22 protein-coding genes are annotated in these 25,316 nt (G+C 57.6%); 11 read left to right on the top strand and 11 right to left on the bottom strand.

Annotated features, from left to right (window positions below; genetic code table 11):
• Positions 1–33: 33 nt before the first annotated feature.
• The 9 genes from bamA to rpsB form a co-directional block, all read right to left on the bottom strand.
• Positions 34–2,430 (bottom strand): outer membrane protein assembly factor BamA, encoded by a 2,397-nt coding sequence (bamA, locus tag PSES9_RS0110695; protein ID WP_010486776.1) that lies wholly within the window; start codon positions 2,428–2,430, stop codon positions 34–36.
• Positions 2,431–2,503: 73 nt separating this feature from the next.
• On the bottom strand, positions 2,504–3,856 hold the full coding sequence (rseP, locus tag PSES9_RS0110690; protein ID WP_010486774.1) for a sigma E protease regulator RseP: 1,353 nt from the start codon (positions 3,854–3,856) through the stop codon (positions 2,504–2,506).
• Positions 3,856–5,046, bottom strand: a complete 1,191-nt coding sequence (ispC, locus tag PSES9_RS0110685) for a 1-deoxy-D-xylulose-5-phosphate reductoisomerase (RefSeq protein WP_010486772.1) — start codon at positions 5,044–5,046, stop codon at positions 3,856–3,858. The genes rseP and ispC overlap by 1 nt, the downstream gene beginning before the upstream one ends.
• The gene (locus PSES9_RS0110680; RefSeq protein ID WP_010486770.1) at positions 5,043–5,858 is read right to left on the bottom strand and encodes a phosphatidate cytidylyltransferase; all 816 of its coding nucleotides are present in this window, start codon (positions 5,856–5,858) and stop codon (positions 5,043–5,045) included. Before PSES9_RS0110680 ends, ispC begins: the two co-directional genes overlap by 4 nt.
• The gene (gene uppS / locus PSES9_RS0110675; protein WP_010486768.1) at positions 5,851–6,612 is read right to left on the bottom strand and encodes a polyprenyl diphosphate synthase; all 762 of its coding nucleotides are present in this window, start codon (positions 6,610–6,612) and stop codon (positions 5,851–5,853) included. Before uppS ends, PSES9_RS0110680 begins: the two co-directional genes overlap by 8 nt.
• Positions 6,613–6,627: 15 nt before the next feature.
• Positions 6,628–7,185 carry a ribosome recycling factor gene (gene frr / locus PSES9_RS0110670; protein ID WP_010486766.1) on the bottom strand — a complete coding sequence of 186 codons (558 nt, stop codon included), beginning with the start codon at positions 7,183–7,185 and terminating at the stop codon, positions 6,628–6,630.
• Positions 7,182–7,925 carry a UMP kinase gene (gene pyrH, locus PSES9_RS0110665; RefSeq protein WP_010486765.1) on the bottom strand — a complete coding sequence of 248 codons (744 nt, stop codon included), beginning with the start codon at positions 7,923–7,925 and terminating at the stop codon, positions 7,182–7,184. Before pyrH ends, frr begins: the two co-directional genes overlap by 4 nt.
• A gap of 340 nt (positions 7,926–8,265) precedes the next feature.
• Positions 8,266–9,135 (bottom strand): translation elongation factor Ts, encoded by an 870-nt coding sequence (gene tsf, locus PSES9_RS0110660; protein ID WP_010486764.1) that lies wholly within the window; start codon positions 9,133–9,135, stop codon positions 8,266–8,268.
• 118 nt (positions 9,136–9,253) lie between these two features.
• Complete coding sequence (gene rpsB / locus PSES9_RS0110655) at positions 9,254–9,997, bottom strand: 30S ribosomal protein S2 (protein WP_010486763.1); 744 nt, start codon at positions 9,995–9,997, stop codon at positions 9,254–9,256.
• A gap of 273 nt (positions 9,998–10,270) precedes the next feature.
• Here rpsB and map point away from each other — a divergent pair, with 273 nt between their 5' ends.
• The 7 genes from map to PSES9_RS0110620 all read left to right on the top strand — a co-directional run bounded on the left by map (position 10,271) and on the right by PSES9_RS0110620 (position 18,298).
• The gene (map, locus tag PSES9_RS0110650; protein WP_010486761.1) at positions 10,271–11,053 is read left to right on the top strand and encodes a type I methionyl aminopeptidase; all 783 of its coding nucleotides are present in this window, start codon (positions 10,271–10,273) and stop codon (positions 11,051–11,053) included.
• A 63-nt stretch (positions 11,054–11,116) separates the two neighbouring features.
• Positions 11,117–13,819 (top strand): [protein-PII] uridylyltransferase, encoded by a 2,703-nt coding sequence (locus PSES9_RS0110645; protein ID WP_010486759.1) that lies wholly within the window; start codon positions 11,117–11,119, stop codon positions 13,817–13,819.
• Between the two features lie 60 nt (positions 13,820–13,879).
• Complete coding sequence (gene dapC, locus PSES9_RS0110640) at positions 13,880–15,088, top strand: succinyldiaminopimelate transaminase (RefSeq protein WP_010486758.1); 1,209 nt, start codon at positions 13,880–13,882, stop codon at positions 15,086–15,088.
• 54 nt (positions 15,089–15,142) lie between these two features.
• On the top strand, positions 15,143–15,490 hold the full coding sequence (locus tag PSES9_RS0110635; RefSeq protein ID WP_010486756.1) for an ArsC family reductase: 348 nt from the start codon (positions 15,143–15,145) through the stop codon (positions 15,488–15,490).
• 39 nt (positions 15,491–15,529) lie between these two features.
• On the top strand, positions 15,530–16,564 hold the full coding sequence (gene dapD / locus PSES9_RS0110630) for a 2,3,4,5-tetrahydropyridine-2,6-dicarboxylate N-succinyltransferase (RefSeq protein ID WP_010486754.1): 1,035 nt from the start codon (positions 15,530–15,532) through the stop codon (positions 16,562–16,564).
• A 109-nt stretch (positions 16,565–16,673) separates the two neighbouring features.
• Positions 16,674–17,879, top strand: coding sequence for an aminotransferase class V-fold PLP-dependent enzyme (locus tag PSES9_RS0110625; protein ID WP_010486752.1), 1,206 nt, complete (start codon positions 16,674–16,676; stop codon positions 17,877–17,879).
• Complete coding sequence (locus PSES9_RS0110620) at positions 17,876–18,298, top strand: SufE family protein (RefSeq protein ID WP_010486751.1); 423 nt, start codon at positions 17,876–17,878, stop codon at positions 18,296–18,298. Before PSES9_RS0110625 ends, PSES9_RS0110620 begins: the two co-directional genes overlap by 4 nt.
• On the opposite strand, the gene tcdA is transcribed toward PSES9_RS0110620, so the two are convergent.
• Complete coding sequence (gene tcdA, locus PSES9_RS0110615; protein ID WP_010486749.1) at positions 18,285–19,094, bottom strand: tRNA cyclic N6-threonylcarbamoyladenosine(37) synthase TcdA; 810 nt, start codon at positions 19,092–19,094, stop codon at positions 18,285–18,287. The two genes, PSES9_RS0110620 and tcdA, sit on opposite strands and share 14 nt — an antisense overlap.
• Positions 19,095–19,425: 331 nt before the next feature.
• Here tcdA and PSES9_RS0110610 point away from each other — a divergent pair, with 331 nt between their 5' ends.
• The 4 genes from PSES9_RS0110610 to PSES9_RS0110595 all read left to right on the top strand — a co-directional run bounded on the left by PSES9_RS0110610 (position 19,426) and on the right by PSES9_RS0110595 (position 24,554).
• A complete protein-coding gene (locus PSES9_RS0110610; RefSeq protein WP_010486747.1) occupies positions 19,426–22,026 on the top strand; it encodes a glycosyltransferase in 2,601 nt (866 codons plus the stop codon).
• 105 nt (positions 22,027–22,131) lie between these two features.
• Entirely contained in the window at positions 22,132–23,274 is a 1,143-nt protein-coding gene (dapE, locus tag PSES9_RS0110605; protein WP_029529490.1) for a succinyl-diaminopimelate desuccinylase, read from the top strand.
• Positions 23,271–24,122, top strand: a complete 852-nt coding sequence (locus PSES9_RS0110600) for a putative RNA methyltransferase (RefSeq protein ID WP_010486744.1) — start codon at positions 23,271–23,273, stop codon at positions 24,120–24,122. Before dapE ends, PSES9_RS0110600 begins: the two co-directional genes overlap by 4 nt.
• 57 nt (positions 24,123–24,179) lie before the next feature.
• Positions 24,180–24,554, top strand: coding sequence for a hypothetical protein (locus tag PSES9_RS0110595; protein WP_010486742.1), 375 nt, complete (start codon positions 24,180–24,182; stop codon positions 24,552–24,554).
• Between the two features lie 70 nt (positions 24,555–24,624).
• On the opposite strand, the gene PSES9_RS0110590 is transcribed toward PSES9_RS0110595, so the two are convergent.
• Positions 24,625–24,834, bottom strand: a complete 210-nt coding sequence (locus PSES9_RS0110590; protein WP_010486741.1) for a cold-shock protein — start codon at positions 24,832–24,834, stop codon at positions 24,625–24,627.
• Positions 24,835–25,316: the final 482 nt, after the last annotated feature.

The following is a 25,316-nucleotide window of genomic DNA, read 5'->3' as shown; positions in this document are numbered from 1 at the left end:
AAAATCCATTTTTGTTGATCGGTCATCAACCGATTAAAACGTCTGGCCAAGGGAGAACTGGAACACTTGAGTATCAGCATCATCCGGTTCCTTGACTGGCATTGCCAGGCTGAAGCTCAACGGACCCAGCGCGGTAATCCAGGTCAAACCCACACCGACAGAGCTGGCCATGTTGCCCAGTGATATTTCACAACTGTCACTCTCTGCCTTCTGCGAAGAGGAGCAGTTGGTGTCAAATACATTACCCACATCCCAGAATAGCGAAGTACGCAGCGAACGCTGATCCTTCACGAACGGCAGCGGGAACAATAGCTCGGCTCCGCCCTGGATCAACACGTTACCACCAAATGGTAGCGGGTCTTGGTCCGGGTCGGTGTAACGGCCGTTTGCATCCTGTACGCCATAAACGATTTCACCCTGGTCGTTGCGCACAACGCTCGGAGTACTGCGCGGGCCAAGGCTGCTGTCCTCGAAACCACGCACCGAGTTGAAGCCACCGGCGTAGTAGTGCTCGTAGAACGGCAGTTCTGAAGTCGAACCGTAGCTGTCGCCATAGCCCAACTGGGTGTGGAAGCGCATGGTGTAGTTATCGGTCAGCGGGGTGAAGATCTGGCCACGGTAATCCAGCTTGTAGAACGACAGGTCGCTGCCCGGAATGGTGGTTTCAAGCACCAGGCTCTGGGAGTGACCACGGTTGGCCAGTACACCACGGTTAAGCGTCGACTCGGACCAGCCGATCGAGGCCTTGAAGTTCAGGTAGCTATCACCTTCCTCTTCCAGGAAGTCATAGATCTCATCCACGGTATAGATACCGGTGTCGATATCGTCCTGCTGAACAGTCAAGCCATAGGTCAGGCGCGAGGTTTCACTGATCGGATAGCCGATGCTCATGCCTGCGCCGTAGCTGTCCACCGAATAGCTGGCTACGTCGGTGTCGAGTTCATCGTAGTCGGTTTCACGGAAGAACAGGTTGTAGCCCAGGCTGACACCATCTGGCGTCCAGTAGGGGTTAACAAAGCCGAAGTTGTAGCGGCTCTGGTATTCACTGCGGGTCAGGCCGAGGCTAACCTTGTTACCCGAACCGAGGAAGTTGTTCTGGGTGATCGAGCCACCAAGGATCAAACCGGCGTTCTGGGCAAAACCGACGCTGGCGGTAATAGAACCGGAAGCCTGCTCCTCGACACTGTAGTTAACGTCGATCTGGTCATCAGTGCCAGGCACTGCTGGCGTCTCTACGTTGACTTCCTTGAAGAAACCAAGACGCTCAAGCCGGGTTTTCGACTGATCGATCAGGTAGGTTGAGGCCCAACCACCTTCCATCTGGCGCATTTCACGGCGCAGCACTTCGTCTTCGGTCTTGGTGTTACCACGGAAGTTGATTCGGTTGACGTAGGCACGCTTGCCCGGATCGACCACGAACATTACCGAAACAGTGTGATCGTCATCATGGGGCGTAGGCACGCCGTTGACGTTGGCGAAGGTATAACCCTCGTTACCCAGGCGACGGGTGATCAGCTCGGAAGTAGTGGTCATCACCTTACGCGAGAACACCTGACCTTCCTTGACCAGCAACAACTTGCGCACTTCCTCTTCCGGGACCTTGAGGTCACCGCTCAGGCGCACGTCGCGAATCTTGTACTTCTCGCCTTCGTTGATGTTGACGGTGATATAGACATGTTTCTTGTCAGGCGTGATCGATACCTGGGTCGAGGCGATGTCCATGTTGATATAGCCACGGTCCAGGTAATAAGAACGCAAGCGCTCCAGGTCACCGGAGAGTTTTTCACGGGCGTACTTGTCGTCGTTCTTGAAAAACGACAACCAGTTGGTGGTCTTGAGTTCAAACAGGCTCATCAGGTCTTCGTCTGGGAAGACACTGTTACCCACGACGTTGATGTGCTGAATGGCAGCCACTTCGCCTTCGTTGATGTTGACCTTCAACGCAACGCGGTTACGCGGCTGCGGAATCACCTCGGTTTCGATCTCGGCCGAGTAACGACCCTGCGATACATATTGGCGTTGCAGTTCGTTACGCACACCCTCGAGGGTTGCACGCTGGAAGATCTCACCCTCTTCCAGGCCAGACTGATTGAGGCCCTTGAGCAGGTCCTCGGTTGTGATCGCCTTGTTACCTTCGATTTCGATACTGGAAATCGACGGACGTTCAACCACTGTAATCACCAGCACGTTGCCATCACGGCCGAGCTGGATATCCTGGAAGAAACCGGTTTTAAAGAGTTCACGCGTCGCTTCAACCAAGGAGCGATCATCGGCTTCACCACCGACATTCAACGGTAAGGCACCGAATACGCTGCCAGCGGACACCCGTTGGAGGCCGTTGACTCGAATATCGGAGATGGTGAAGGACTCGGCGTGAACTTCGGCGATCATCAATGCGGCGAGAACCACAGGTAGCAGCAGACGTTTCATGAAGTCCTTTCTTATTCCAACTGGCGATAAAAAATCTGTCGCTAAAGGCGACAGATTTGTAATTCAGAAGCGGTTACAGCCGACTCAGATCATTAAACAGGGCAAGTAACATCACCCCGACTACTAGACTAATGCCAATCTGCATCCCCCAACCTTGCACCCGTTCAGACAATGGGCGACCACGCACCCACTCGACCAGATAAAAAAGCAGATGCCCCCCATCCAGCACAGGGATAGGCAAAAGATTGAGAACCCCTAAGCTAATACTGAGATAGGCGAGAAAGTTTAAAAAATCCCCCACGCCGGACTCAGCTGAAGCGCCCGCCACTTTAGCAATGGTTATCGGCCCGCTCAAGTTTTTTACCGAGAGCTCGCCAAACAGCATTTTCTTTAGCGAGTCGAGCGTCAGTATACTCATGGTCCAGGTGCGCTTAACACTCTCGGCAACGGCCTCCAGAGGCCCGTAACTGACTTCGCGGAGCATTTCCGGCGGCCAGTCGACAGGTTTCACCCCAGCCCCCAGGTAACCGCTACGCGCGCCCTCCTCGCCACGAGCCGCAAGGGTCAGGTTCACATCCTGCAATTGTCCGGCGCGCATTATCTGCAACGTCACGGCCTTGCCGGGCAGTGCACGCACCTGATCGACCACTTGCTGCCAATCCTCGAGTGGCTGGCCATCAAGCGCAACCAGCTCATCGCCAACGGCCAGCCCAGCCGCAGCTGCCGGCCCACTTGGATCGATCTCAGCCAGGACAGGCTTGAGCTCGGGACGCCACGGACGTATGCCCAACGCGGCAATCGGGTCAGGTTCTTCGACACCTTTAAGCCAGTTGTCCAAATGGATTTGCTCGGCGCTCTCAGCCGTCGAACCAGGATTCTTGACCTTGAGATCAAGCACACCGCTCTCACCCAGGCGACGAACGAGCTGTAAATTGACCGCAGACCAACCGTTGGTCGGTTCACCGTTTATCGAAACAATTTCCTGGCCCGGTTGCAGGCCTGCTTCGGCCGCAAGGCTGGACTCGGCAACACTGCCAATTACCGGACGCACCTGCTGGCTACCCAACAGCGCAACGCACCAGAAAACCGCAATCGCCAGCAGGAAATTGGCTATTGGCCCGGCTGAAACGATAGCAATACGCTGGCCGACTGATTTGCGATTGAACGACAAATGGGCCTGCTCGACAGGCACTTCGGCTTCGCGCTCATCAAGCATTTTCACGTAGCCGCCCAGTGGAATCGCCGCCAGCACGAACTCCGTGCCCTGGCGGTCATGCCAACGCAGCAATGGCGTGCCAAACCCGACAGAGAAACGCAGGACCTTGACACCACAGCGTCGCGCCACCCAGAAATGTCCAAACTCATGAAAAGTCACCAGGACACCCAGGGCAATCAGAGTACCGGCAACCATGTACAACGCACTCATCACGCTTCCCCGCTTCGATTAACGCATTGTTCTGCCAATGCCCGCGCGCGGCTGTCCGCGGCAAGCACAGTTTCCAGGCATGTGACCGCAGTCGACGCCTCGCTGTTCAGCACATGGTCAATGATACTCGCGATTTGCGGAAAACTGATCTGGCGCTGTAAAAATGCCGCCACCGCCACTTCATTGGCGGCATTTAGCATCGCAGCCGCAGTGCCGCCCTGCTCTGCCGCTTCACGCGCCAGGCGCAGGCATGGAAAGCGCTGCTCGTCGGGCGCTTCAAAATCCAGTCGCCCCACGGCAAAGAGATCAAGCGCGGCAACCCCTGAATCAATGCGTTCAGGCCATGCCAGCGCATGACTGATAGGTGTGCGCATATCCGGATTGCCCAGCTGGGCAAGCACAGAGCCATCAACATAGTCGACCAAGGAGTGAATAACGCTTTGTGGATGAATCACCACTTCGACCTGGGCCGGCCGTGCATCAAACAACCAGCACGCCTCGATTAGCTCAAGACCTTTGTTCATCATGCTGGCGGAGTCGACGGAAATCTTGCGCCCCATCGACCAGTTTGGATGTGCACAGGCCTGCTCAGGCGTAACCTTGGCCAATTGCTCAAGCGGAGTTTGCCGGAATGGGCCACCCGATGCCGTGAGCAAAATACGCCGCACGCCGACCTGCGCCAGACCGCGCGAATAGTTGCCTGGCAGGCACTGGAAGATTGCGTTGTGCTCACTGTCGATCGGCAGCAATACGGCGCCGCTTTTTCCAACGGCCTGCATAAACAGGGCGCCAGACATCACCAGCGCCTCTTTATTGGCCAGCAACACTTTCTTGCCGGCTTCCACAGCTGCAAGCGTGGAGCGCAACCCCGCGGCACCCACAATCGCCGCGACAACGGTATCAACATCGGCATGGGCGGCCACTTCGCACAGGCCAGACTCACCAAACAGAACCTGGGTTTTCGAACCCTGCGCAGCCAATGATGCCTGCAAACGCTGGGCGCTTGCCGCATCAGCCGCCACAGCGAAGACCGGTTTATGCAGCAAGCACAGGGCCTCAAGCTCAGCCAGGCGACTGCGGCCGCTCAGGGCAAAAACCTGATAACGCTCAGGGTGACGGGCAATCACATCAAGCGTGCTCAGACCAATGGAGCCAGTGGCACCAAGTACACTGATTTTCTGGCAGCTCACAGACTACCCCAGCCCGAGAGCAACAGCAGCACCGCAAATACCGGGATGGCTGCCGTGAGGCTATCAATACGATCCAGCACGCCACCATGACCCGGCAGCAGGTTACTGCTGTCCTTGATCCCCGCCTGGCGCTTGAACATGCTCTCGGTAAGATCACCAACCACCGAAATCATAACCACTATGACAGCACCGAGCAGCGCCCAGACCATTTCACCTGCGCCCCAGCCACGTACCACGCCGACCACCAGGGTAATCAGCAGGCAGGTACAGAGGCCACCAATCGCACCTTCCCAGCTTTTGCCCGGGCTGACCTGCGGCGCAAGCTTGCGCTTGCCGAACGCCTTGCCGGAAAAGTAGGCGCCAATATCAGCAGCCCACACCAATACCATGACCGCGATGATCAGCCAGTTAGCCAGAGGCCACTGCTTGAACAGCACCAGGCCTTGCCAGGCCGGTAGCAGGATCAACAGGCCGATAACCAGCTTGCGTGGCGTACTGGCCCATGCCTGGCTGCTCTGCGGATAGCCCAAGACCAGCCTGGTCGCCACAGCCCACCAGATGATTGCCAGCACCAGCACCGGCGTCGCCAGAATGGGCAGGACATAAAGCAGCCAGCACAGAATCGCTACCAGCGCGGCATAGGCAACTCGCTGCGGCTGTGATTGAAAACCGGCGAGTCGCGCCCATTCCCAAGCCCCGAGGCTGACAACTGCACCAATAAAGAGTGCAAACGCGGCACCATCGAGCAGGAAAAAGCCACCCAGCGCGATGGGTAACAGCACCAGTGCAGTTATGACTCTTTGCTTAAGCATTACGCGCCTCGGATTCTACCTGCGCGCTAGTCTTGCCAAAGCGCCGCTGTCTGGTCGCGTAGTCAGCAAGCGCCTGACGCATTGCGTCATGCTTGAAGTCAGGCCAGAACAGGTCGGTGAAGTACAGTTCACTGTAGGCTAACTGCCACAGCAGGAAATTACTGATGCGATGCTCGCCACCCGTACGGATGCACAGGTCAGGCAACGGCAAGTCGCCAGTTGCGAGGCAGCTTTGCAGCAGTTGCGGAGTGATATCACCTGGCTGCAAATGCCCGCCCTGGACTTCACGCGCAAGACGCTGGGCAGCCTGGGCGATATCCCACTGGCCGCCATAGTTGGCGGCAATCTGCAGGATAAAGCGCTTTTCGCCGGCTGTTTGCGCTTCGGCCTCACGCATTGCATTTTGCAATTCGGGATGGAAACGCGAACGGTCTCCAATAATGCGCAGGCTGATGTCATTGTCATTGAGCTTGCGTGTTTCACGGCGCAAAGCGCTCATGAACAACTCCATCAATGCACCCACTTCATCGGCGGGGCGCTGCCAGTTCTCACTTGAGAAGGCGAACAGGGTCAGCACCTCGACCCCGGCCTCGGCACAGACCTCGATGACCGCACGCACCGCATCGACACCGGCTTTATGGCCAGCAACACCCGGCAGCAGACGTTTTTTCGCCCAGCGGTTGTTGCCATCCATAATCACGGCCACGTGGCGCGGCACTACTGTTGCCGGGCCACCGTCTTTGGCTTTTTCCATAACGATTCCTGACCGTCAGACGGCCATCAGATCCGCTTCCTTGTTCTCCAGCGCCTTATCGACTTCAGCAACATACTTGTCGGTCAGTTTCTGGATTTCATCAGCGGCGCGACGCTCTTCGTCCTCGCTGATTTCCTTTTCCTTTTCCAGGTCCTTGAGCTGCGCAAGGGCATCACGACGGATGTTGCGCACGGCAACACGGGCGTTCTCGGCCTCGGCACGCGCCTGCTTGGTATAGCCCTTGCGTGTTTCTTCGGTCAGCGCTGGCATAGGCACACGAATAGTGGTGCCAGCCGTTGCAGGATTGAGGCCCAGGTCGGATGTCATGATGGCTTTTTCAACGGCCTGGATCATGCCCTTGTCAAACACAGACAAAGCCAGGGTGCGCGAATCTTCAGTGACTACGTTGGCGACCTGACGCAAAGGGGTATCGGTGCCGTAGTAAGACACCATCACGCCATCGAGAATGCTCGGGTGCGCGCGGCCAGTGCGGATTTTGGCAAACGCGACATTGAGCGACTCAAGGCTCTTGGTCATGCGTGACTGGGTTTCTTTCTTGATCTCGTTAATCATTCTTCACCTTCCTCGATCAGGGTACCTTCAGCGCCACCAACAACTACATTCAACAAGGCGCCAGGTTTGTTCATATTGAAGACTCGCAGCGGCATATTATGGTCGCGGCACAGACAGATGGCAGTGAGGTCCATAACCCCAAGCTTGCGATCCAGTACTTCGTCATAAGTCAGGCGCTCGAACTTCTCTGCATGGGGATCTTTAAATGGATCCGCAGTGTATACGCCATCGACCTTGGTCGCCTTCAATACCACATCCGCATCGATCTCGATTGCGCGCAGGCACGCAGCAGAATCCGTGGTAAAGAACGGGTTACCGGTACCGGCGGCGAAAATCACCACTTCACCGGACTTCAGATGGCGCATGGCCTTACGACGGTCGTAGTGATCAGTCACTCCAACCATGGAAATCGCTGACATCACGATTGCCGGGATATTTGAACGCTCCAGCGCGTCGCGCATGGCCAAGGCGTTCATCACGGTGGCGAGCATGCCCATGTGGTCACCGGTTACCCGATCCATTCCGGCTGCGCTCAATGCCGCACCGCGAAACAGGTTACCGCCACCGATCACCAGACCGACTTGCAAACCGATGCCTACCAATTGCCCTACTTCCAGGGCCATGCGATCAAGCACCTTGGGATCGATACCAAACTCTTCCGACCCCATCAGGGCTTCGCCGCTTAGTTTGAGCAGAATGCGCTTATAACGCGGTTGACGACCACTCACCTGCTGAGCCATACAATTCTCTCCTGCGGCGTTAAATTTCTATGCGGATAATACAGCCCGCAATTATCGAGTACTTCGGCAACAGTCGGGGCTTTTAAATCACAAAAGCCGGAAAATATTTTTCGCAACCGGCCAAGGCAAACCTTTGAAAACGTCTTGAACACCGAATAGCCAGGTCGAAAGGCGCATCAGCCTTGCAGTTTACAAGAGCTGACCCGCAGCGTAAGCAGCTTTTAACCTGTACCGTTTGGGCCCTTGCTTTCAGGGGCATCCTAATTTGCCGCCCTAGTTTGACAAAAAGGCCGCACGCATAAGCGGGCAGCCTCTTTGGGATGACAGTTTTTAGACCGTCTTACTGCTTGCTGGAAGCCAGCTGAGCAGCTACTTCTGCAGCGAAGTCGGTTTCGCCCTTGTCGATACCTTCACCCACTTCGAAGCGAGTGAACGAAACGATTTCAGCGCCAGCTTTCTTCACCAGCTCGCCAACCTTGATGCTGTCGTCTTTGACGAAAGCTTGCTCGACCAGGCTTGCTTCAGCCAGGAACTTGCTGATGCGGCCGGCAACCATTTTCTCAACGATCTCAGCAGGCTTGCCTTTGATTTTCTCTTCGTTGAGCGCCAGGAAGATTTCTTTTTCCTTGGCAACTGCTTCTTCAGAGACTTCAGCAGCGCTGAGGAACTGTGGGTTGCTTGCCGCTACGTGCATGGCAACTTCCTTGGCCAGCTCAACGTCGCCACCTTTAAGGGCAACCAGAACACCGATGCGGTGGCCGTGCAGGTAAGAACCGACAACGTCAGCTTCAACGCTAGTCAGACGACGAATGTTCACGTTCTCGCCGACTTTGGCAACCAGGGCTTCACGATCGGATTCCATGGCCGCAACCAGTGGCGCCGCTTCAGTCATGTTCTCGGCGAAAGCCTTGTCGATGCTGCTGCTGACGAAGTTCTTGAAATCGTCTTGCAGAGCCAGGAAGTCAGTCTGGGAGTTGACTTCGATAATCAGGGCGCGCTTGTTATCGTCAGCCAATTTGATTGCGATAGCACCCTCAGCAGCGATGTTACCGGCTTTCTTGGCAGCCTTGATGGCACCAGCAGCACGCATATCGTCGATTGCTTTCTCGATGTCGCCACCAGCAGCAGTCAGGGCTTTTTTGCAGTCCATCATGCCTTGGCCAGTACGCTCACGCAGTTCTTTAACCAGGGCTGCAGTAATCTCTGCCATGTTCGAAATCCTCTTAGGTAGGTCTTCAACCATCTCACCCGCCAGGCGGGCGATGAATTCTATAAGTGACAAAAAGGGGGCCAAGCCCCCTTTTTGCGTAGCGAGTAACGCTTGCTACTTAGCCTTGAGCGGCTTCAGCAGCCGGGGCTTCAGCGACGAATTCGTCGGTGCCACCGTTAGCATTGCTACGACCACGAACAACTGCGTCAGCCATGGCACCCATGTACAGCTGGATTGCACGGATGGCGTCGTCGTTACCTGGAATGATGTAATCAACACCTTCCGGGCTGCTGTTGGTATCAACAACACCAATTACCGGGATACCCAGCTTGTTGGCTTCGGTGATAGCAATGCGCTCGTGGTCAACGTCGATAACAAACAGAGCGTCTGGCAGACCGCCCATATCCTTGATACCACCCAGGCTGCGATCCAGTTTTTCCAGATCACGGGTACGCATCAGGGCTTCTTTCTTGGTCAGCTTGGCGAAAGTACCGTCTTGTGCCTGAACTTCAAGATCACGCAGGCGCTTGATCGAAGCACGGATGGTCTTGTAGTTGGTCAGCATGCCGCCCAACCAGCGGTGATCGACGAACGGAGAGTTGCAGCGAGCTGCTTCTTCACGAACGATCTTGCCAGCGGAACGCTTGGTGCCAACGAACAGAATCTTGTTTTTGCCCGAAGCCAGCTTCTCAACGAACGACAGTGCGTCGTTGAACATTGGCAGGGTTTTTTCAAGGTTGATGATGTGAATCTTGTTACGCGAACCGAAGATGTACTTACCCATTTTCGGGTTCCAGTAACGGGTCTGGTGGCCGAAGTGCACACCGGCCTTCAGCATATCGCGCATATTGACTTGGGACATGGTCGTTCCTTAATAAGTCGGGTTAGGCCTCCACGCATCCCAATCTCCAACCCTTTGCATGACAAAAGGCACCCAGGAAATCGTGTCGATACGTGTGTGGGTTTATGCTTTTGGACAGGTTGCCCATCAAAGCGGCGCGTTTTATACCACAATAACCGGGCAGAAGCTACAAGCTCATTACAGCAAAACTTCGGGCCAGCGACCTTTGCCCTTATAGAATGCACCTCTAAGCTGTTACCATACTGCCACTTTTCTGTATGCCCGAGACCCCATATGACCGTCACCATCAAGTCGCCCGAGGAAATCGAAAAAATGCGCATCGCCGGCCGCCTGGCCGCTGACGTGCTGGAGATGATCGGCGAACACGTCAAACCCGGTGTGACCACCGAGGAACTCGACCGCATCTGCCACGACTATATAGTTAACGTGCAGCAGGCCATTCCTGCCCCGCTCAACTACAAGGGTTTTCCCAAGTCGATCTGCACCTCGATCAACCACGTTGTCTGCCACGGCATTCCCAACGAGAAGCCACTCAAGGAAGGCGACGTGCTGAACATAGACATCACTGTGATCAAGGACGGCTATCACGGCGACACCAGCAAGATGTTCATGGTTGGCAAAGTACCGGAGTGGGCCGAGCGCCTGGCCAAGGTCACCCAGGAATGCATGTATAAAGGTATCGAGCTGGTCAAGCCGGGAGCGCGCCTGGGCGATATTGGCGAAGTGATCCAGAAGCACGCCGAGAAGAACGGCTTTTCCGTGGTGCGCGAATACTGCGGTCACGGCATTGGCGCGGTGTTCCATGAAGAACCGCAGGTGCTGCACTACGGCCGCGCGGGCACAGGCATGGAACTCAAGGAAGGCATGACCTTCACCATTGAGCCGATGATCAACCAGGGCCGTGCCGAAACCCGTCTGCTGGGCGATGGCTGGACAGCGATCACCAAGGACCGCAAGCTCTCTGCACAATGGGAACACACGATTCTGGTAACCGCAGAAGGTTACGAGATCTTCACCCTGCGCAGCGACGATACCATCCCACGCGTATCCGCCTGATTACGCGCTCGGCAATCAATTCTGATTGAGTATTTTGTCGCGTTATATAAGGAAGGTCGTTGCATGCCGCAGGTAGACCCCCAGTTGTTCGACCGCGGCCAGTTCCAAGCAGAACTGGCCTTGAAGGCGAGCCCGATTGCAGCTTTCAAAAAAGCCATCAAGCGTGCCAACGACGTGCTCAATGCTCGCTTCCATGAAGGCCGTGAAGTACGTCGCCTGGTTGAAGACCGCGCCTGGTTTGTCGACCAGATCCTGCGTGAAGCCTGGCTGCGCCTGGACTGGTCGGAAGACGCCGACATTGCCCTGCTCGCCGTCGGCGGCTATGGCCGTGGCGAGCTGCACCCGTTTTCCGATATCGACCTGCTGATACTGCTCGACAATGCGGACCACGAAACCTTTCGCGAACCGATCGAGCAGTTTCTCCTGCTGCTTTGGGACATCGGCCTGGAAGTGGGCCAAAGCGTTCGCTCGGTCAATGAATGTGCCGAAGAAGCGCGGGCCGACCTGACCGTCATCACCAACCTGATGGAAAGCCGCACCATTGCTGGCCCCGAGCGCTTGCGCCAACGCATGCAGGCGGTCACCAGCACGGAACAGATGTGGCCAAGCCAAGAGTTCTTTCTGGCCAAACGCAAGGAGCAGCGTGCCCGCCACGCCAAATACAACGACACCGAATACAACCTTGAGCCCAATGTAAAAGGCTCACCGGGCGGCCTGCGCGATATCCAGACCATCCTCTGGGTGGCGCGCCGGCATTTCGGCACGCTCAACCTGCAATCGATGATCGAGCAGGACTTCCTGCTCAAAACCGAATACACCATGCTCGCTGCCAGCCAGGACTTCCTGTGGAAGGTCCGCTATGCCCTGCATATGCTCGCAGGCCGCGCCGAAGACCGCTTGCTGTTCGACCATCAGGCGCAGATCGCCGAGTTGCTGGGATTCGAAAGCACCGAAGGCAAGCGCGGTATCGAGCAGTTCATGCAAAAGTACTATCGCGTGGTCATGGGCGTTGCCGAACTCAGCGACCTGATCAAGCAACACTTCGAAGAGCAGATCCTGCGCGCTGGCGAACGCGGCACCGCTACCGGCCTGAACAGCCGCTTCCAACTGCGTGATGGCTATATCGAGGTGACCCATCCGAATGTCTTCAAGCGCACCCCCTTCGCGATCCTTGAGGTCTTCGTCCTCATGGCTCAACACCCGCATATAAAGGGTGTTTGCGCCGACAGCATCCGCTTGCTGCGCGACCATCGCCACTTGATCGACGACGAGTTTCGCCACGACATACGCAATACCAGCCTGTTCATCGAACTGTTCAAGAGCGCCTCGGGCATCCATCGCAACCTGCGCCGGATGAACCGCTACGGGATTCTTGGCCGCTACCTGCCCGAGTTCGGTCATATTGTCGGGCAAATGCAGCACGACCTGTTTCACATCTTCACGGTCGACGCCCACACCCTTAACCTGATCAAGCACTTGCGCAAGTTCAAATGGGTGGAAATGGCCGAGAAGTTTCCACTGGCCAGCAAGCTCATGGATAAGCTGCCCAAGCCGGAGCTGATTTACCTGGCCGGCCTGTATCACGATATAGGCAAGGGCCGTGGCGGTGACCATTCGGAACTGGGCGCGGTCGATGCCGAAGCCTTTTGCGTGCGCCACCAACTACCCGACTGGGATACCAAGCTGATTGTCTGGCTGGTCCAGCATCACCTGACCATGTCCACCACTGCGCAACGCAAGGATTTGTCTGACCCGCAAATCATCCATGATTTTGCCATGCTGGTCGGCGACCAGACGCACCTTGACTACCTCTACGTGCTCACCGTTGCCGATATCAATGCGACCAACCCGACACTCTGGAACTCCTGGCGCGCCAGCCTGCTGCGCCAGCTCTATACGGAAACCAAGCGCGCGCTCAACCGCGGCCTGGAAAACCGCCTGGAGCGTGAAGAACAGATACGCCTGACCCAAACCTCGGCCCTGGACACCCTGGTGCGCAGCGGCACCGACCCGGATGAAGCCGAGCAACTCTGGGCACAGCTCGGTGATGACTACTTCCTGCGCCACACGGCCAGCGATGTGGCCTGGCACACCGAGGCGATCATCCAGCACCCCAACGACGGCAATCCGCTGGTCCTGATCAAGGAAACCACCCAGCGCGAGTTCGAGGGCGGCACACAGCTGTTCATCTACGCCCAGGACCAGCACGACTTCTTCGCCGTGACCGTGGCCGCGATGGCCCAGCTGAACCTGAATATTCATGATGCGCGGATTCTCACCTCGACCAGCCAGTTCACCCTCGACACCTATATAGTGCTCGAAGGCGATGGCAGCTCGATTGGCGACAACCCGGCGCGTATCAAGCAAATCCGCCAAGGCCTGATTGATGCGCTAATCAACCCCGATGATTACCCAAGCATCATTCAGCGGCGCGTACCACGCCAGCTCAAGCACTTTGACTTTGCCCCACGCGTGACCATTCACAATGACGCCAAGCGCCCGCTCACGGTAATCGAACTGACCGCACCCGACCGCCCAGGGCTACTGGCCAGGGTCGGACGCATCTTTCTTGATTTCGACCTGTCTATCCAGAACGCTAAAATTGCCACCCTTGGCGAACGCGTGGAAGACGTATTCTTCGTGACCGACGCCAATAACCAGCAACTTTCCGACCCTGAGCTTTGCACGCGCCTCCAGGAAACCATCGTCTCGCAGCTAAGCGATGCGAGCACCCTGGGCGCTGAGCCGAGCAAAATTACAATTTGAACCCGACAGCTGCCGCAAAGCTTGCATGCCCAGCGGCCAAGACGTTGCCAGGAATGAACCATGAATGACGCGTTAAACCAGTTGCAGCCCTACCCGTTCGAGAAGTTGCGCGCCCTGCTTGGCAGCGTAACGCCGAACGCCGAGAAAAAAGCGATTGCCCTGTCGATCGGCGAACCCAAGCACCGCTCGCCGGACTTTGTCGCCAAGGCGCTCAGCGACAACCTCGAGCAACTGGCTGTTTACCCAACCACACTGGGCATACCCGCGCTGCGTGAAGCCATCGCCAACTGGGCGAGCAAGCGCTTCAACCTGCCAGCCGGAGCGCTCGATCCCGCACGCCATGTATTGCCCGTCAACGGCACGCGCGAGGCCTTGTTTGCCTTCACTCAAACCCTGGTCAAGCGCCCGCAAGCAGGCGAGCAGCCAGGTTATGTGGTCAGCCCCAATCCGTTTTACCAAATCTATGAAGGCGCAGCCTTGCTCGCCGGGGCAGAACCCTATTACCTGCCCTGCCTTGAGCAGCATGGTTTCAATCCGGACTTTGCCGCCGTCAGCGACGAGGTCTGGCAGCGCTGCCAGATTCTGTTCCTGTGCTCGCCCGGCAACCCAACCGGCGCGCTGATACCGCTGGATACCTTAAAACAGCTGATCGAACTGGCAGACCGTTTCAACTTCGTCATTGCCGCGGACGAGTGCTACAGCGAGCTGTATTTCGACGAAGCCAACCCGCCAGCCGGGCTGCTCACCGCCTGCGCCGAATTGGGCCGCAATGATTTCAAGCGCTGCGTGGTATTCCACAGCCTGTCGAAGCGCTCCAACCTGCCTGGGCTGCGTTCCGGCTTTGTCGCTGGCGATGCCGATATACTGAAATCTTTCCTGCTGTATCGTACCTACCACGGCTGCGCGATGCCGGTGCAAACCCAGTTGGCAAGCATTGCTGCATGGACCGATGAAGATCATGTACGCGCCAACCGCGACCTGTACCGTGAGAAGTTCGATGCAGTGCTGGCGATTCTTGATGGCGTGCTTGATGTACAGCGCCCGGACGGCGGCTTCTATTTGTGGGCAAAAACCCCGGTGGATGACCAACAGTTCAGTCGCGAGCTCTACGCCCAGGAACATGTGACAGTGGTGCCTGGCTCGTACCTGTCGCGCAGCGTTGACGGCCACAACCCAGGCGCCAATCGCGTGCGCATGGCACTGGTTGCCCCACTGGCGGAATGTGTTGAAGCGGCAGAGCGTATTCGCCACTTCGTAAAGAGTAACTAGGCAACACCGAGGCAAGCGCTGCCGAATGCAGCGCCCCTTGAGAGGTTTGATTGAATGAGCAACACACTTTTTGGCATAAAAGCCTGTGACACCATGAAAAAAGCGCGCACCTGGCTCGACGAGCACGCTGTAAGCTACCAGTTTCATGATTACAAAGCCGTGGGCATTGATCGCGGCAACCTGGAAAAGTGGTGCAACGAACATGGCTGGGAAACCATACTCAAACGTGCAGGCACCACCTTCCGCAAGCTCGACGAGGCGCAGAAAAGCGACCTTGACCAGAGCAAGGCCATCGAACTGATGCTGGCCCAACCGTCGATGATCAAACGCCCGGTTCTTGATCTGGGCGACAGAACCCTGGTGGGTTTCAAACCTGAGCGTTATGCAGCCGAGCTGGCCTAACACATCCTTTACTATTGAATTTGCTGCAAGGAACTCAAGATGAGCAACAACCTCTACAGCCTGGCCTTCGGCGTAGGTACACAGAACCGTCAAAGCAACTGGCTGGAAGTGTTCTACGCCCAACCATTGCTCAACCCGGCAGCCGAACTGGTTGCCAAGGCCGCAGAAAAACTCGGCTATGACGGCGGCAACCAAGCTATTCAGTTCAGCACCCAGCAAGCCAGCGACCTCGCCGAAATGCTCAAGGGCGTTGACGCTGCTCAAGCAGCCCTGCTGACTCGCCTGGCCGAAAGCCACAAGCCACTGGTTGCAACCTTCCTCGCTGAAGACGCTGCGCCAACCAGCACCCCGGAAGCCTATTTGAAGCTGCACCTGCTTTCACACAGACTGGTACAACCACACGGCCTGAACCTGAGCGGCATTTTCCCACTGCTGCCCAACGTGGCGTGGACCAGCCAGGGTGCGATTGACCTCAGTGAATTGGCCGAGCGTCAGCTCGAAGCCCGCCTGCGCGGCGAACTGCTCGAAGTGTTCTCGGTCGACAAGTTCCCGAAAATGACCGACTACGTGGTACCTGCGGGCGTGCGTATCGCTGACAGCTCGCGCATTCGTCTTGGCGCCTTCATTGGCGAAGGCACCACCGTCATGCACGAAGGTTTCGTCAACTTCAACGCCGGCACTGCGGGCCCAGGCATGATCGAAGGCCGCGTTTCGGCGGGCGTATTCGTCGGCAAAGGCTCTGACCTGGGCGGCGGCTGCTCGACCATGGGCACATTGTCCGGCGGCGGCAACATCGTTATTTCCGTGGGTGAAGGCTGCCTGATCGGCGCCAATGCCGGTATCGGTATTCCCCTGGGCGACCGCAACACCGTTGAATCGGGCCTGTACGTCACCGCTGGCACCAAGGTCAACCTGCTCGACGAGCAAGGCAATCAGGTCAAGGTGGTCAAGGCCCGTGAACTGGCTGGTCAACCCGACTTGCTGTTCCGCCGCAACTCGATCACTGGCGCAGTCGAGTGCAAGACGCACAAATCGGCCATCGAGCTGAACGAAGCACTGCACGCGCACAACTAAGCCCGTGTCTGCCTAATCGGGGCCTGCTCTTGGCAGGCTTCGATTAGTTTGTAGGATGTACAACGCGCAGCACAGCATTGGTGCTCGCCTCCCCTTTCAGAGATTCCCTATGTCACTGCTCTCGCCCTGGCGCGCAGACTTTCCCGGCATTCTGGCCCTAGAGGCCGAGGGTCAAACCTATCTGGACAGCGCTGCCACCGCGCAAAAGCCACAAGCGATGCTCGATGCCTTGCTCGCCTACTACAGCAGCGGCAGCGCTAACGTACACCGCGCCCAGCACCTACCCGGCGAGCGCGCCACCCGCGCCTTTGAAGCCTGTCGCGAACAACTGGGCAAATGGTTGAACGCGCAATCCAGCGCACACGTAATCTTCACCCAGGGCGCAACATCAGCTTTCAATCTGCTGGCCTACGGCTTGGAGCACCTGTTTCAACCCGGTGATGAACTGGTGATCAGCGCGCTTGAGCACCATGCCAACCTGCTCCCCTGGCAACAATTGGCCTTGCGCCAGAATCTGAAGCTGGTTGTGTTGCCCCTGGATACAGCCGGGCGCATCGACCTGGAAGCTGCAAGCAAGCTGGTTGGCCCGCGCACCCGCCTGCTGGCCGTCAGCCAACTGTCGAATGTGATTGGTTGCTGGCAACCCGTCGCACAACTGCTGGCTCTGGCCAGGGCCCATGACGCATTGACTGTGGTTGATGGTGCGCAAGGCGCGGTGCATGGCCGGCATGACATGCAGCAACTCGACTGCGACTTTTATGTGTTTTCCAGCCACAAGATCTACGGCCCGGATGGGGTTGGCGTGCTCTACGGCAAGCCCGAGGCATTGGCGCAACTGCGGCATTGGCAGTTTGGCGGCGAGATGGTCCGAGACGCCGACTATCTCGATGCCGCCTTCAACCCTGCCCCGCTGGGCTTCGAGGCCGGTACGCCACCAATCAGCAGCGTGATCGCCCTCGGCGCCACGCTTGACTACCTCAATCAGCTTGATCATCAAGCCGTGACAGCGTTCGAGCAGGCATTACACCAACAACTGATGGCCGGACTTGCGGCGCGTGACGGCATCACCCTGCTGGGTCAACCGGATATCGCCCTGGCCAGCTTTGTGGTCGATGGCGTGCATAATGCCGACCTTGCCCAGTTGCTGACCGAACAGGGAATTGCCGTACGCGCCGGGCAACACTGCGCGATGCCATTGATGAAACAACTCGGCCTTGGTGGCGCGATCCGTGTTTCCCTCGGTTTGTACAACAATGGCAGCGACCTTGAGCGCTTCTTCGGTGCGCTGGATAACGCCCTGGATATTCTCAGATGACCTCGCCCCACCCACTGTCACCAGGCGCCGCACAAGCACTCGATGCATTCCAGCAGGCGGGCAGTTGGGAGCAACGTGCCCGCCTGCTAATGCAGTGGGGCGAAAAACTGGAGCCGTTGAGCGACTCTCAGCGCGTGGAGGAAAACCGCGTCCATGGCTGCGAAAGCCAGGTGTGGCTGGTGGCCGAGCAGGTCGATAAGCAGTGGCAATTTCGCGCCGCTGGGGAGGCACGGTTGATTCGTGGCCTGCTCGCGTTGCTACTGGTTCGGGTCAACGGGCTCGACAGCCAAGCCTTGGCGCAGCTGGACTTGAACGACTGGTTCAATCAACTGGGCCTGGCGCGGCAACTGTCACCGTCTCGCAGCAATGGCCTGAATGCCGTGCTCAAGCGTATGCGTGAACTGGCTAGCGCAGCCTGACCCGCTCGGACGGACGACGAGCACCTTCGATCAACTTATCGACAATCTTGCTCACCGCAACCATGGCAAAGGTCGAGGTGACCATCATTGCCGAACCAAAACCACCGGCGCAATCCAAGGCCACGCCCTCGCCGACAAAACTCTTGCTCTGGCAGGTGGTGCCATCGGGCAGCGGATAGCGCAACTGCTCGGTCGAGAACACACAAGGCACGCTGTAGTTACGGCCCATGGTGCGTGAAAAGCCATAATCGCGGCGCAGGGTCGACCGCACCTTCGAGGCCAACGGATCGTTAAAGGTCTTGTTCAGGTCGCCCACGCGGATTTGCGTCGGATCGATCTGCCCGCCAGCGCCGCCCGTGGTAACAATCTGGATCTTGCGCCGCTTGCACCAGGAAATCAGCGCTGCCTTGGCGTTGACACTGTCGATACAGTCAATCACCGCATCCATTTCTTCGGTGATGTACTCGGCCATGGTGTCGCGGGTTACAAAGTCGGCAACAGCATGAACCGAACACGCAGGGTTGATCGCCCGCAGTCGCTCAGCCATGACCTCGACCTTGGGCTTGCCAACAGCCGTATTCAATGCATGAATCTGCCGGTTGGTGTTGGTGATGCATACATCATCCAGGTCAAACAGCGAGATTTCGCCGACCCCGGTTCGGACCAGCGCCTCGGCAGCCCATGAGCCAACACCGCCGATGCCGACCACTGCGACGTGCGCCGCACACAGGCGCTGCGCACCCTCATGTCCGTATAACCGGGCGATGCCTGAAAAGCGTTGTTCATCAATCTGCATGCCAAACCCCAACACCACAAAATCTGCAATCGCCCATTATAAGAAGCTGGCGGGCAACGCCCAAGCCTTTGCTGACCAAGCCCACAAACCAAGGTGCTCGGGCGCCAGCCTTGCGAGTCTTTTAAAACAGCCCGGTGGCCCCAAGCCTGACTGTAAATGCATTAAATGGCGAACTTCTATAACCATTGACTGCTCTAAGTCTAATGACTTTCCTGCGCCTGGCAAAAGGATGTATCAGGCGCTATACAGCTTATCGACGGCGGAGTAGCATGCGCGCCATCCGGTGCTCACCGGCTCCTCCTCGTTCCACGCAGCGGAACCCGAAACAGACATGTCATCAAGAATATTTGGAATCAACCTGGTCGTTGTGCTGGCGATAGCCGCCTTGTTCTCGGGTTTCTGGGCGCTCTATAACTTGCCGGTTGCCGCGCCTGACTGGCCAGATCAGGTTGCAGGCTATTCGTTTTCGCCGTTTCGCCAGGGGCAAACCCCGCAGAACAATATTTACCCAAGCGATGAAGAGATCACCAAGGATCTGGAATTGCTCTCCAAGCAAACCGACAACATCCGCACCTATTCGGTTGACGGGGCACTGTCGCATATTCCACGCCTGGCCGAAGAATTTGGCCTGCGCGTGACCCTCGGCGTCTGGATCAGCAATGATGAAGAACGCAATGAGCGTGAAATCGCCAAGGCCATCGAACTGGCCAATACCTCGCGCAGCGTAGTGCGAGTGCTGGTAGGTAACGAGGCTTTGTTCCGCCGCGAAACCACCACCAAGAAGCTGATCGAATACCTGGACAGGGTTCGCGCCGGTGTCAAGGTTCCGGTGTCGACATCCGAGCAATGGCACATCTGGGAAGACCACCCGGAACTGGCCGAGCACGTTGACCTTATCGCTGCGCACGTCCTGCCCTACTGGGAGTTCGTGCCGATGGAGGACTCGACCCAGTTCGTACTCGATCGCGCGCGCGACCTGAAAAAACTGTTTCCGAAAAAGCCGCTGCTGCTCTCCGAAGTTGGCTGGCCAAGTAATGGCCGCATGCGTGGCGGTGCCGATGCCTCCCAAGCGGACCAGGCGATCTACCTGCGTACCCTGGTCAACACGCTCAATGCCAAAGGCTACAACTACTTCGTGATTGAAGCCTTTGACCAGACCTGGAAAATCAGTGATGAAGGCTCGGTAGGTGCCTATTGGGGCGTTTACAACCTCGACCGCCAGCCGAAATTCAACTTCACAGGCCCGGTCGTGGCGATCCCGCAGTGGCGCCTGCTGGCTATCGGTTCGGTGGTCATGGCCCTGCTTTCACTTGCCTTGTTGTTGATCGACGGCAGGTCCCTTCGCCAACGCGGCCGCACCTTCCTGACATTCGTCGCCTTCGCTGGCGGCTCGGCGCTGGTGTGGATCGGCTACGACTACAGCCAGCAATACAGCACCTGGTTCAGCCTGACCGTTGGTATCTTGCTCGGCATTGGCGCCATCGGTGTGTTTATCGTATTGCTTACCGAGGCCCACGAACTGGCTGAAGCCGCCTGGGTTCGTGCCCGGCGCAGACCCTTCCAGCCGGTAATGGGCGATTCGGAGTACAGGCCCAAGGTGTCGATCCATGTGCCCTGCTACAACGAGCCACCAGAGATGGTGAAGCAGACCCTCGATGCCCTGGCCAATCTCGACTACCCGGATTACGAAGTCATCATCATCGACAACAACACCAAGGACCCGGCGGTGTGGGAACCGGTGCAGGCCTATTGCGAGCAGCTGGGGCCACGCTTCCGCTTCTTCCACAAGGCACCGATTGCCGGTTTCAAGGGTGGCGCGCTCAATTACATCCTGCCCTTCACCGCGCCGGATGTTGAAGTCATCGCGGTGATTGACTCCGACTACTGCGTCGACCCCAACTGGCTCAAGCACATGGTGCCGCATTTCGCCGACCCGCAAATCGCGGTGGTGCAATCGCCACAGGACTACCGCGACGGCAATACCAGCACCTTCAAGAAACTGTGCTATGCCGAGTACAAGGGCTTCTTCCACATTGGCATGGTGACCCGTAACGATCGCAATGCAATCATCCAGCACGGCACCATGACCATGATCCGCCGTACCGTGATGGATGAATTGAAGTGGGCCGACTGGACCATCTGCGAGGATGCCGAGCTGGGCCTGCGCGTTTTCAAGAAAGGCTACAGCGCGGCCTATGCCCATAACAGCTTCGGCAAAGGACTGATGCCCGACACCTTTATCGATTACAAGAAGCAACGCTTCCGCTGGGCGTATGGCGCCATCCAGATCATGAAGGGCCACGCGCGCAGCTTGTTCCTCGGCAAGGACTCAAGCCTCAAGCGCGGCCAGCGTTATCACTTTATCGCCGGGTGGTTGCCCTGGGTCGCAGACGGCTTGAACATCTTCTTCACCGTGGGCGCACTGTTGTGGTCGGCGGCGATGATTATCGTGCCCCAGCGGGTCGACCCGCCGCTGCTGATATTTGCGATCCCGCCCCTGGCTCTGTTTGTGTTCAAGCTGGGCAAGATCGTGTTCCTGTATCAGCGTGCAGTCGGGGTTAACCTCAAGGATGCATTCTGTGCCGCGGTTGCTGGCCTGGCCTTGTCGCACACCATCGCCAAGGCCGTGCTGTACGGCTTGTTTACCACCACGATCCCGTTCTTCCGCACCCCGAAGATGCGCAGCAGCCATGGTTTCCTGGTGGCGCTGGCCGAGGCACGCGAAGAGGTATTCATCATGCTGCTGTTGTGGGGCGCCGTGGTCGGTATATCCATCGCCCAGGGCTTGCCGAGCGCCGATGTGAAGTTCTGGATCGCAACGCTGCTGGTGCAATCGCTGCCCTATTTGGCTGCGGTGATCATGGCCATGCTGTCGTCGCTGCCAAAGCCGGCAGAACCCCAAGTCGAAATCGATGCTGAGACAGTGAGCTAGACTCACGGGGCTGTTTCAGCAAGATTTACAGCCTGACGGCGGCCAATGGCCGTCGTTTTGCTTTAAGATGGCGGCCTTTCCGCTTTATGCCGCTCAGGAGCCGCAATGACTGCCCTCTCCCCGACTCTCGCACTCGCCTGCGATCTGATTAGTCGCCCCTCCGTCACCCCTGCTGACGAAGGCTGCCAGGAATTAATGACTCGCCGGCTGAGCGATATTGGTTTCAAGGTAGAGTCTATGCGTATCGAGGAAGTCGATAACTTCTGGGCATTGCGCGGTCATAGCACAGGCCCCGTGCTGTGCTTCGCCGGACACACCGACGTGGTGCCAACCGGCCCGCTGCAAGCCTGGCAACACAAGCCATTCGATGCCTTGGTCGATGAACAGGGCATGCTCTGCGGTCGCGGTGCGGCGGATATGAAGGGCAGTCTGGCTTCAATGATTATTGCAGTCGAGCGCTTTGTCGCCGACCACCCACAGCATAAAGGCGCCATTGCGTTCCTGATCACCAGCGACGAAGAAGGCCCGGCCCACCATGGAACCAAGGCCGTGGTTGAACGACTGTCCAAACGCGGCGAACGCATGGACTGGTGCATAGTCGGCGAGCCATCAAGCACCAGCCTGGTCGGTGACGTAGTCAAGAATGGTCGTCGTGGCTCACTCGGCTGCACCCCGACCGTGCGCGGCGTACAAGGCCATTTCGCCTACCCGCACCTGGCCAAGAACCCGATCCACCTGGCCACTCCAGCCCTGGCCGAACTGGCCGACACCCACTGGGACGACGGCAACGATTTCTTTCCTCCGACCAGCTTTCAAATCTCCAACCTCAATTCCGGTACGGGCGCGACCAACGTGGTGCCGGGCGAGTTGACCAGCATTTTCAATTTCCGCTTCTCAACCGAATCCACGGTTGAACAGCTGCAACAGCGCGTTTGTGAAATTCTCGACAAGCACGGCCTCGACTATCATCTGGAGTGGGCATTGTCCGGCTTGCCGTTCCTCACCGAGCCAGGCGTGCTGCTCGATGCCATCTCCGACAGTATCCGCAGCGTTACCGGTCGCGAAACCAAGCCAAGCACCAGCGGCGGCACCTCCGATGGTCGCTTTATTGCAACCATGGGCGCCCAGGTCGTCGAACTCGGTCCGGTCAACGCGACCATTCACCAGGTTAACGAGCGCGTACTGGCCAGCGACCTTGATGTACTGACCGATATTTACTACCAGACCATGGTCAACCTGCTGACATGACCGAACGCGCCGCCCCCCAGCAAAGCTCCGCGGCCCAACAGCCGGGGCTTATCTGCCCGATTTGCCAGGGCCCGCTCAGCCTGGTCGATAAAGGCGTGGTTTGCCCTGCTGGCCACCGCTTCGACCGGGCTCGCCAGGGCTACCTGAATCTGCTGGCGGGGCAACACAAGAACAGCCGTGATCCGGGCGACAACCAGGCCATGGTCGAAGCTCGGCGCCGGTTTCTCGATGGCGGCCATTACGCACCACTGGCCCATCGCCTGGCACAGCTTGCAGCAGCTTATGCGCCTGCCCGCTGGCTGGACATCGGTTGTGGCGAAGGTTATTACACCGAGCAGATCGCCCAGATGCTACCCGATGCCCAGGGCTATGCATTGGACATCTCGCGCGAGGCCGTCAAACGCGCCTGCAAGCGTGCGCCACAAGTTGAGTGGCTTGTTGCAAGCATGGCCCGGCTACCGCTGGCCGACGTCAGTTGCCAACTCCTGGCCAGCGTTTTCAGCCCGCTGGACTGGCAAGAAGCCAAGCGCGTGCTTGCATCCAATGGTGGCTTGCTGCGAATGGGCCCGACCCGTGCCCACCTGATGGAACTGCGCCGCAAGCTTTATGATGAAGTCCGTGATTACGACGACCAAAAGCATCTGGAACTGATCCCCGACGGCATGCGATTGGACCACAGTGAAACCCTGAGCTTCAGCCTCAAGGTCGAAACCGAACAAGCCCGCGCTGACCTGCTGGCCATGACACCACACGGTTGGCGCGCCAGTGCCGAGCGACGGGCAGCAGTCATTGCACAACCATTAGAAGTGACGGTCGCCATTCGCTACGATTGGATAGTGCGAACCTAAGTGCCCCGGCGTTTCGCTGGCCCGTACATTAACCATGCTCGACAAGGATCAATTGCCATGCGCCAACCGGATATCGAGATTTACCTCAAAGATGTCGACCACAATGCGATCGCCGAGTGGTTGGGCGCAGCGCTCGGTCCTTGCACGCCCTGGCAGCAAAAAGGCCAGACCTACAAATGCCGCGCAGGCGATGTACCTGTTACCTGGCTGCCAAAGGCCGTCGGCAAGTGGAACAGTCTCTATCTCGAAAGCGACAGCACGCCCTGGCAGGACGACCTGAGTTGCGCGCAAGCTGCATTTGCCGCGCTTAATGTCGAGGTACGTTGTGCACCGGGCGGCTGGGAAGAGGAAGAAAGCGAAGAGCAGGCAGATCGCTGGATGCGAATCAGTGCCGACGGCGTCGAGGAAATAACCTGGCGCACCAACGGCTAGCTTTTGCACAAGTAGCCTGTGGCCGCGACTAACAGACAGCCCGCCGCTTTGGGCGGCGGGCTGGCAACAACTACAGGCCAGCTACATCCTCTGCCTGCAAGCCTTTCTGACCTTCAATTACCGCGTACTCGACCTTCTGGCCTTCTGCCAAAGAGCGGTGTCCCTCACCCCGAATAGCCCGGTAGTGAACAAACACATCGGCGCCGTCTTCGCGCTGAATAAAGCCATAACCCTTGGCGTCATTGAACCACTTAACGGTTCCTACTTCACGATCAGCCATTACCCACACTCTCCAACTACAGTTTTTTATTGTCCCGAAGGGAATTACGCGGCGCACTGATTAACATGCGGCTCTGGCCAACAGCACCTTGCAAAAGGGCAAGGTCGACCGCCAGCCAAGGGCTCGTTTGCTGCAAATCCCACCCTGCAACCGCTTCTCGAGTATAGAACAAGGTTTGTGACTGAAAAGCACTTTTTCCGATGAATTCAAGGCCATACCCGACAAGCTCTGCCGCGTTACCTCATGGGCCCTGGCGGCATATCAGGGGTTCATATCCACCCCGTTGCGCAGCGTGACAGACCGCACAAAAATACAACTTTCCGGGGAGAGCTCCACACGTTTTCCAATGGCGAGACGGGTGGAAAACAGGCTAAAAACGACGAACGGCGGCAAAACCGGGATTTTTGCAGCCTGTGCTGCGAAGAATTTTGCCCAGCGGCGGCCGATCCGGCACACTAGCGTCCCCGAGCAGATGCTCGTTT

Origin of the sequence: Pseudomonas sp. S9 (assembly GCF_000222125.1) — a bacterium.
In the GTDB taxonomy this organism is placed as follows: domain Bacteria; phylum Pseudomonadota; class Gammaproteobacteria; order Pseudomonadales; family Pseudomonadaceae; genus Aquipseudomonas; species Aquipseudomonas segetis.
This window is presented reverse-complemented; position numbering and strand designations above follow the sequence as displayed.

What these genes read in the sequence shown, in the direction of transcription:
- tcdA (WP_010486749.1), bottom strand. Translation starts at nt 19,094, where the DNA reads ATGCAGATTGATGAACAACGCTTTTCAGGCATCGCCCGGTTATACGGA.
- rseP (WP_010486774.1), bottom strand. Translation starts at nt 3,856, where the DNA reads ATGAGTGCGTTGTACATGGTTGCCGGTACTCTGATTGCCCTGGGTGTC.
- dapC (WP_010486758.1), top strand. Translation starts at nt 13,880, where the DNA reads ATGAATGACGCGTTAAACCAGTTGCAGCCCTACCCGTTCGAGAAGTTG.
- map (WP_010486761.1), top strand. Translation starts at nt 10,271, where the DNA reads ATGACCGTCACCATCAAGTCGCCCGAGGAAATCGAAAAAATGCGCATC.
- PSES9_RS0110645 (WP_010486759.1), top strand. Translation starts at nt 11,117, where the DNA reads ATGCCGCAGGTAGACCCCCAGTTGTTCGACCGCGGCCAGTTCCAAGCA.
- PSES9_RS0110680 (WP_010486770.1), bottom strand. Translation starts at nt 5,858, where the DNA reads ATGCTTAAGCAAAGAGTCATAACTGCACTGGTGCTGTTACCCATCGCG.
- dapE (WP_029529490.1), top strand. Translation starts at nt 22,132, where the DNA reads ATGACTGCCCTCTCCCCGACTCTCGCACTCGCCTGCGATCTGATTAGT.
- PSES9_RS0110610 (WP_010486747.1), top strand. Translation starts at nt 19,426, where the DNA reads ATGTCATCAAGAATATTTGGAATCAACCTGGTCGTTGTGCTGGCGATA.
- bamA (WP_010486776.1), bottom strand. Translation starts at nt 2,430, where the DNA reads ATGAAACGTCTGCTGCTACCTGTGGTTCTCGCCGCATTGATGATCGCC.
- pyrH (WP_010486765.1), bottom strand. Translation starts at nt 7,925, where the DNA reads ATGGCTCAGCAGGTGAGTGGTCGTCAACCGCGTTATAAGCGCATTCTG.
- uppS (WP_010486768.1), bottom strand. Translation starts at nt 6,612, where the DNA reads ATGGAAAAAGCCAAAGACGGTGGCCCGGCAACAGTAGTGCCGCGCCAC.
- PSES9_RS0110600 (WP_010486744.1), top strand. Translation starts at nt 23,271, where the DNA reads ATGACCGAACGCGCCGCCCCCCAGCAAAGCTCCGCGGCCCAACAGCCG.
- PSES9_RS0110635 (WP_010486756.1), top strand. Translation starts at nt 15,143, where the DNA reads ATGAGCAACACACTTTTTGGCATAAAAGCCTGTGACACCATGAAAAAA.
- tsf (WP_010486764.1), bottom strand. Translation starts at nt 9,135, where the DNA reads ATGGCAGAGATTACTGCAGCCCTGGTTAAAGAACTGCGTGAGCGTACT.
- dapD (WP_010486754.1), top strand. Translation starts at nt 15,530, where the DNA reads ATGAGCAACAACCTCTACAGCCTGGCCTTCGGCGTAGGTACACAGAAC.
- frr (WP_010486766.1), bottom strand. Translation starts at nt 7,185, where the DNA reads ATGATTAACGAGATCAAGAAAGAAACCCAGTCACGCATGACCAAGAGC.
- PSES9_RS0110625 (WP_010486752.1), top strand. Translation starts at nt 16,674, where the DNA reads ATGTCACTGCTCTCGCCCTGGCGCGCAGACTTTCCCGGCATTCTGGCC.
- rpsB (WP_010486763.1), bottom strand. Translation starts at nt 9,997, where the DNA reads ATGTCCCAAGTCAATATGCGCGATATGCTGAAGGCCGGTGTGCACTTC.
- PSES9_RS0110590 (WP_010486741.1), bottom strand. Translation starts at nt 24,834, where the DNA reads ATGGCTGATCGTGAAGTAGGAACCGTTAAGTGGTTCAATGACGCCAAG.
- PSES9_RS0110595 (WP_010486742.1), top strand. Translation starts at nt 24,180, where the DNA reads ATGCGCCAACCGGATATCGAGATTTACCTCAAAGATGTCGACCACAAT.
- PSES9_RS0110620 (WP_010486751.1), top strand. Translation starts at nt 17,876, where the DNA reads ATGACCTCGCCCCACCCACTGTCACCAGGCGCCGCACAAGCACTCGAT.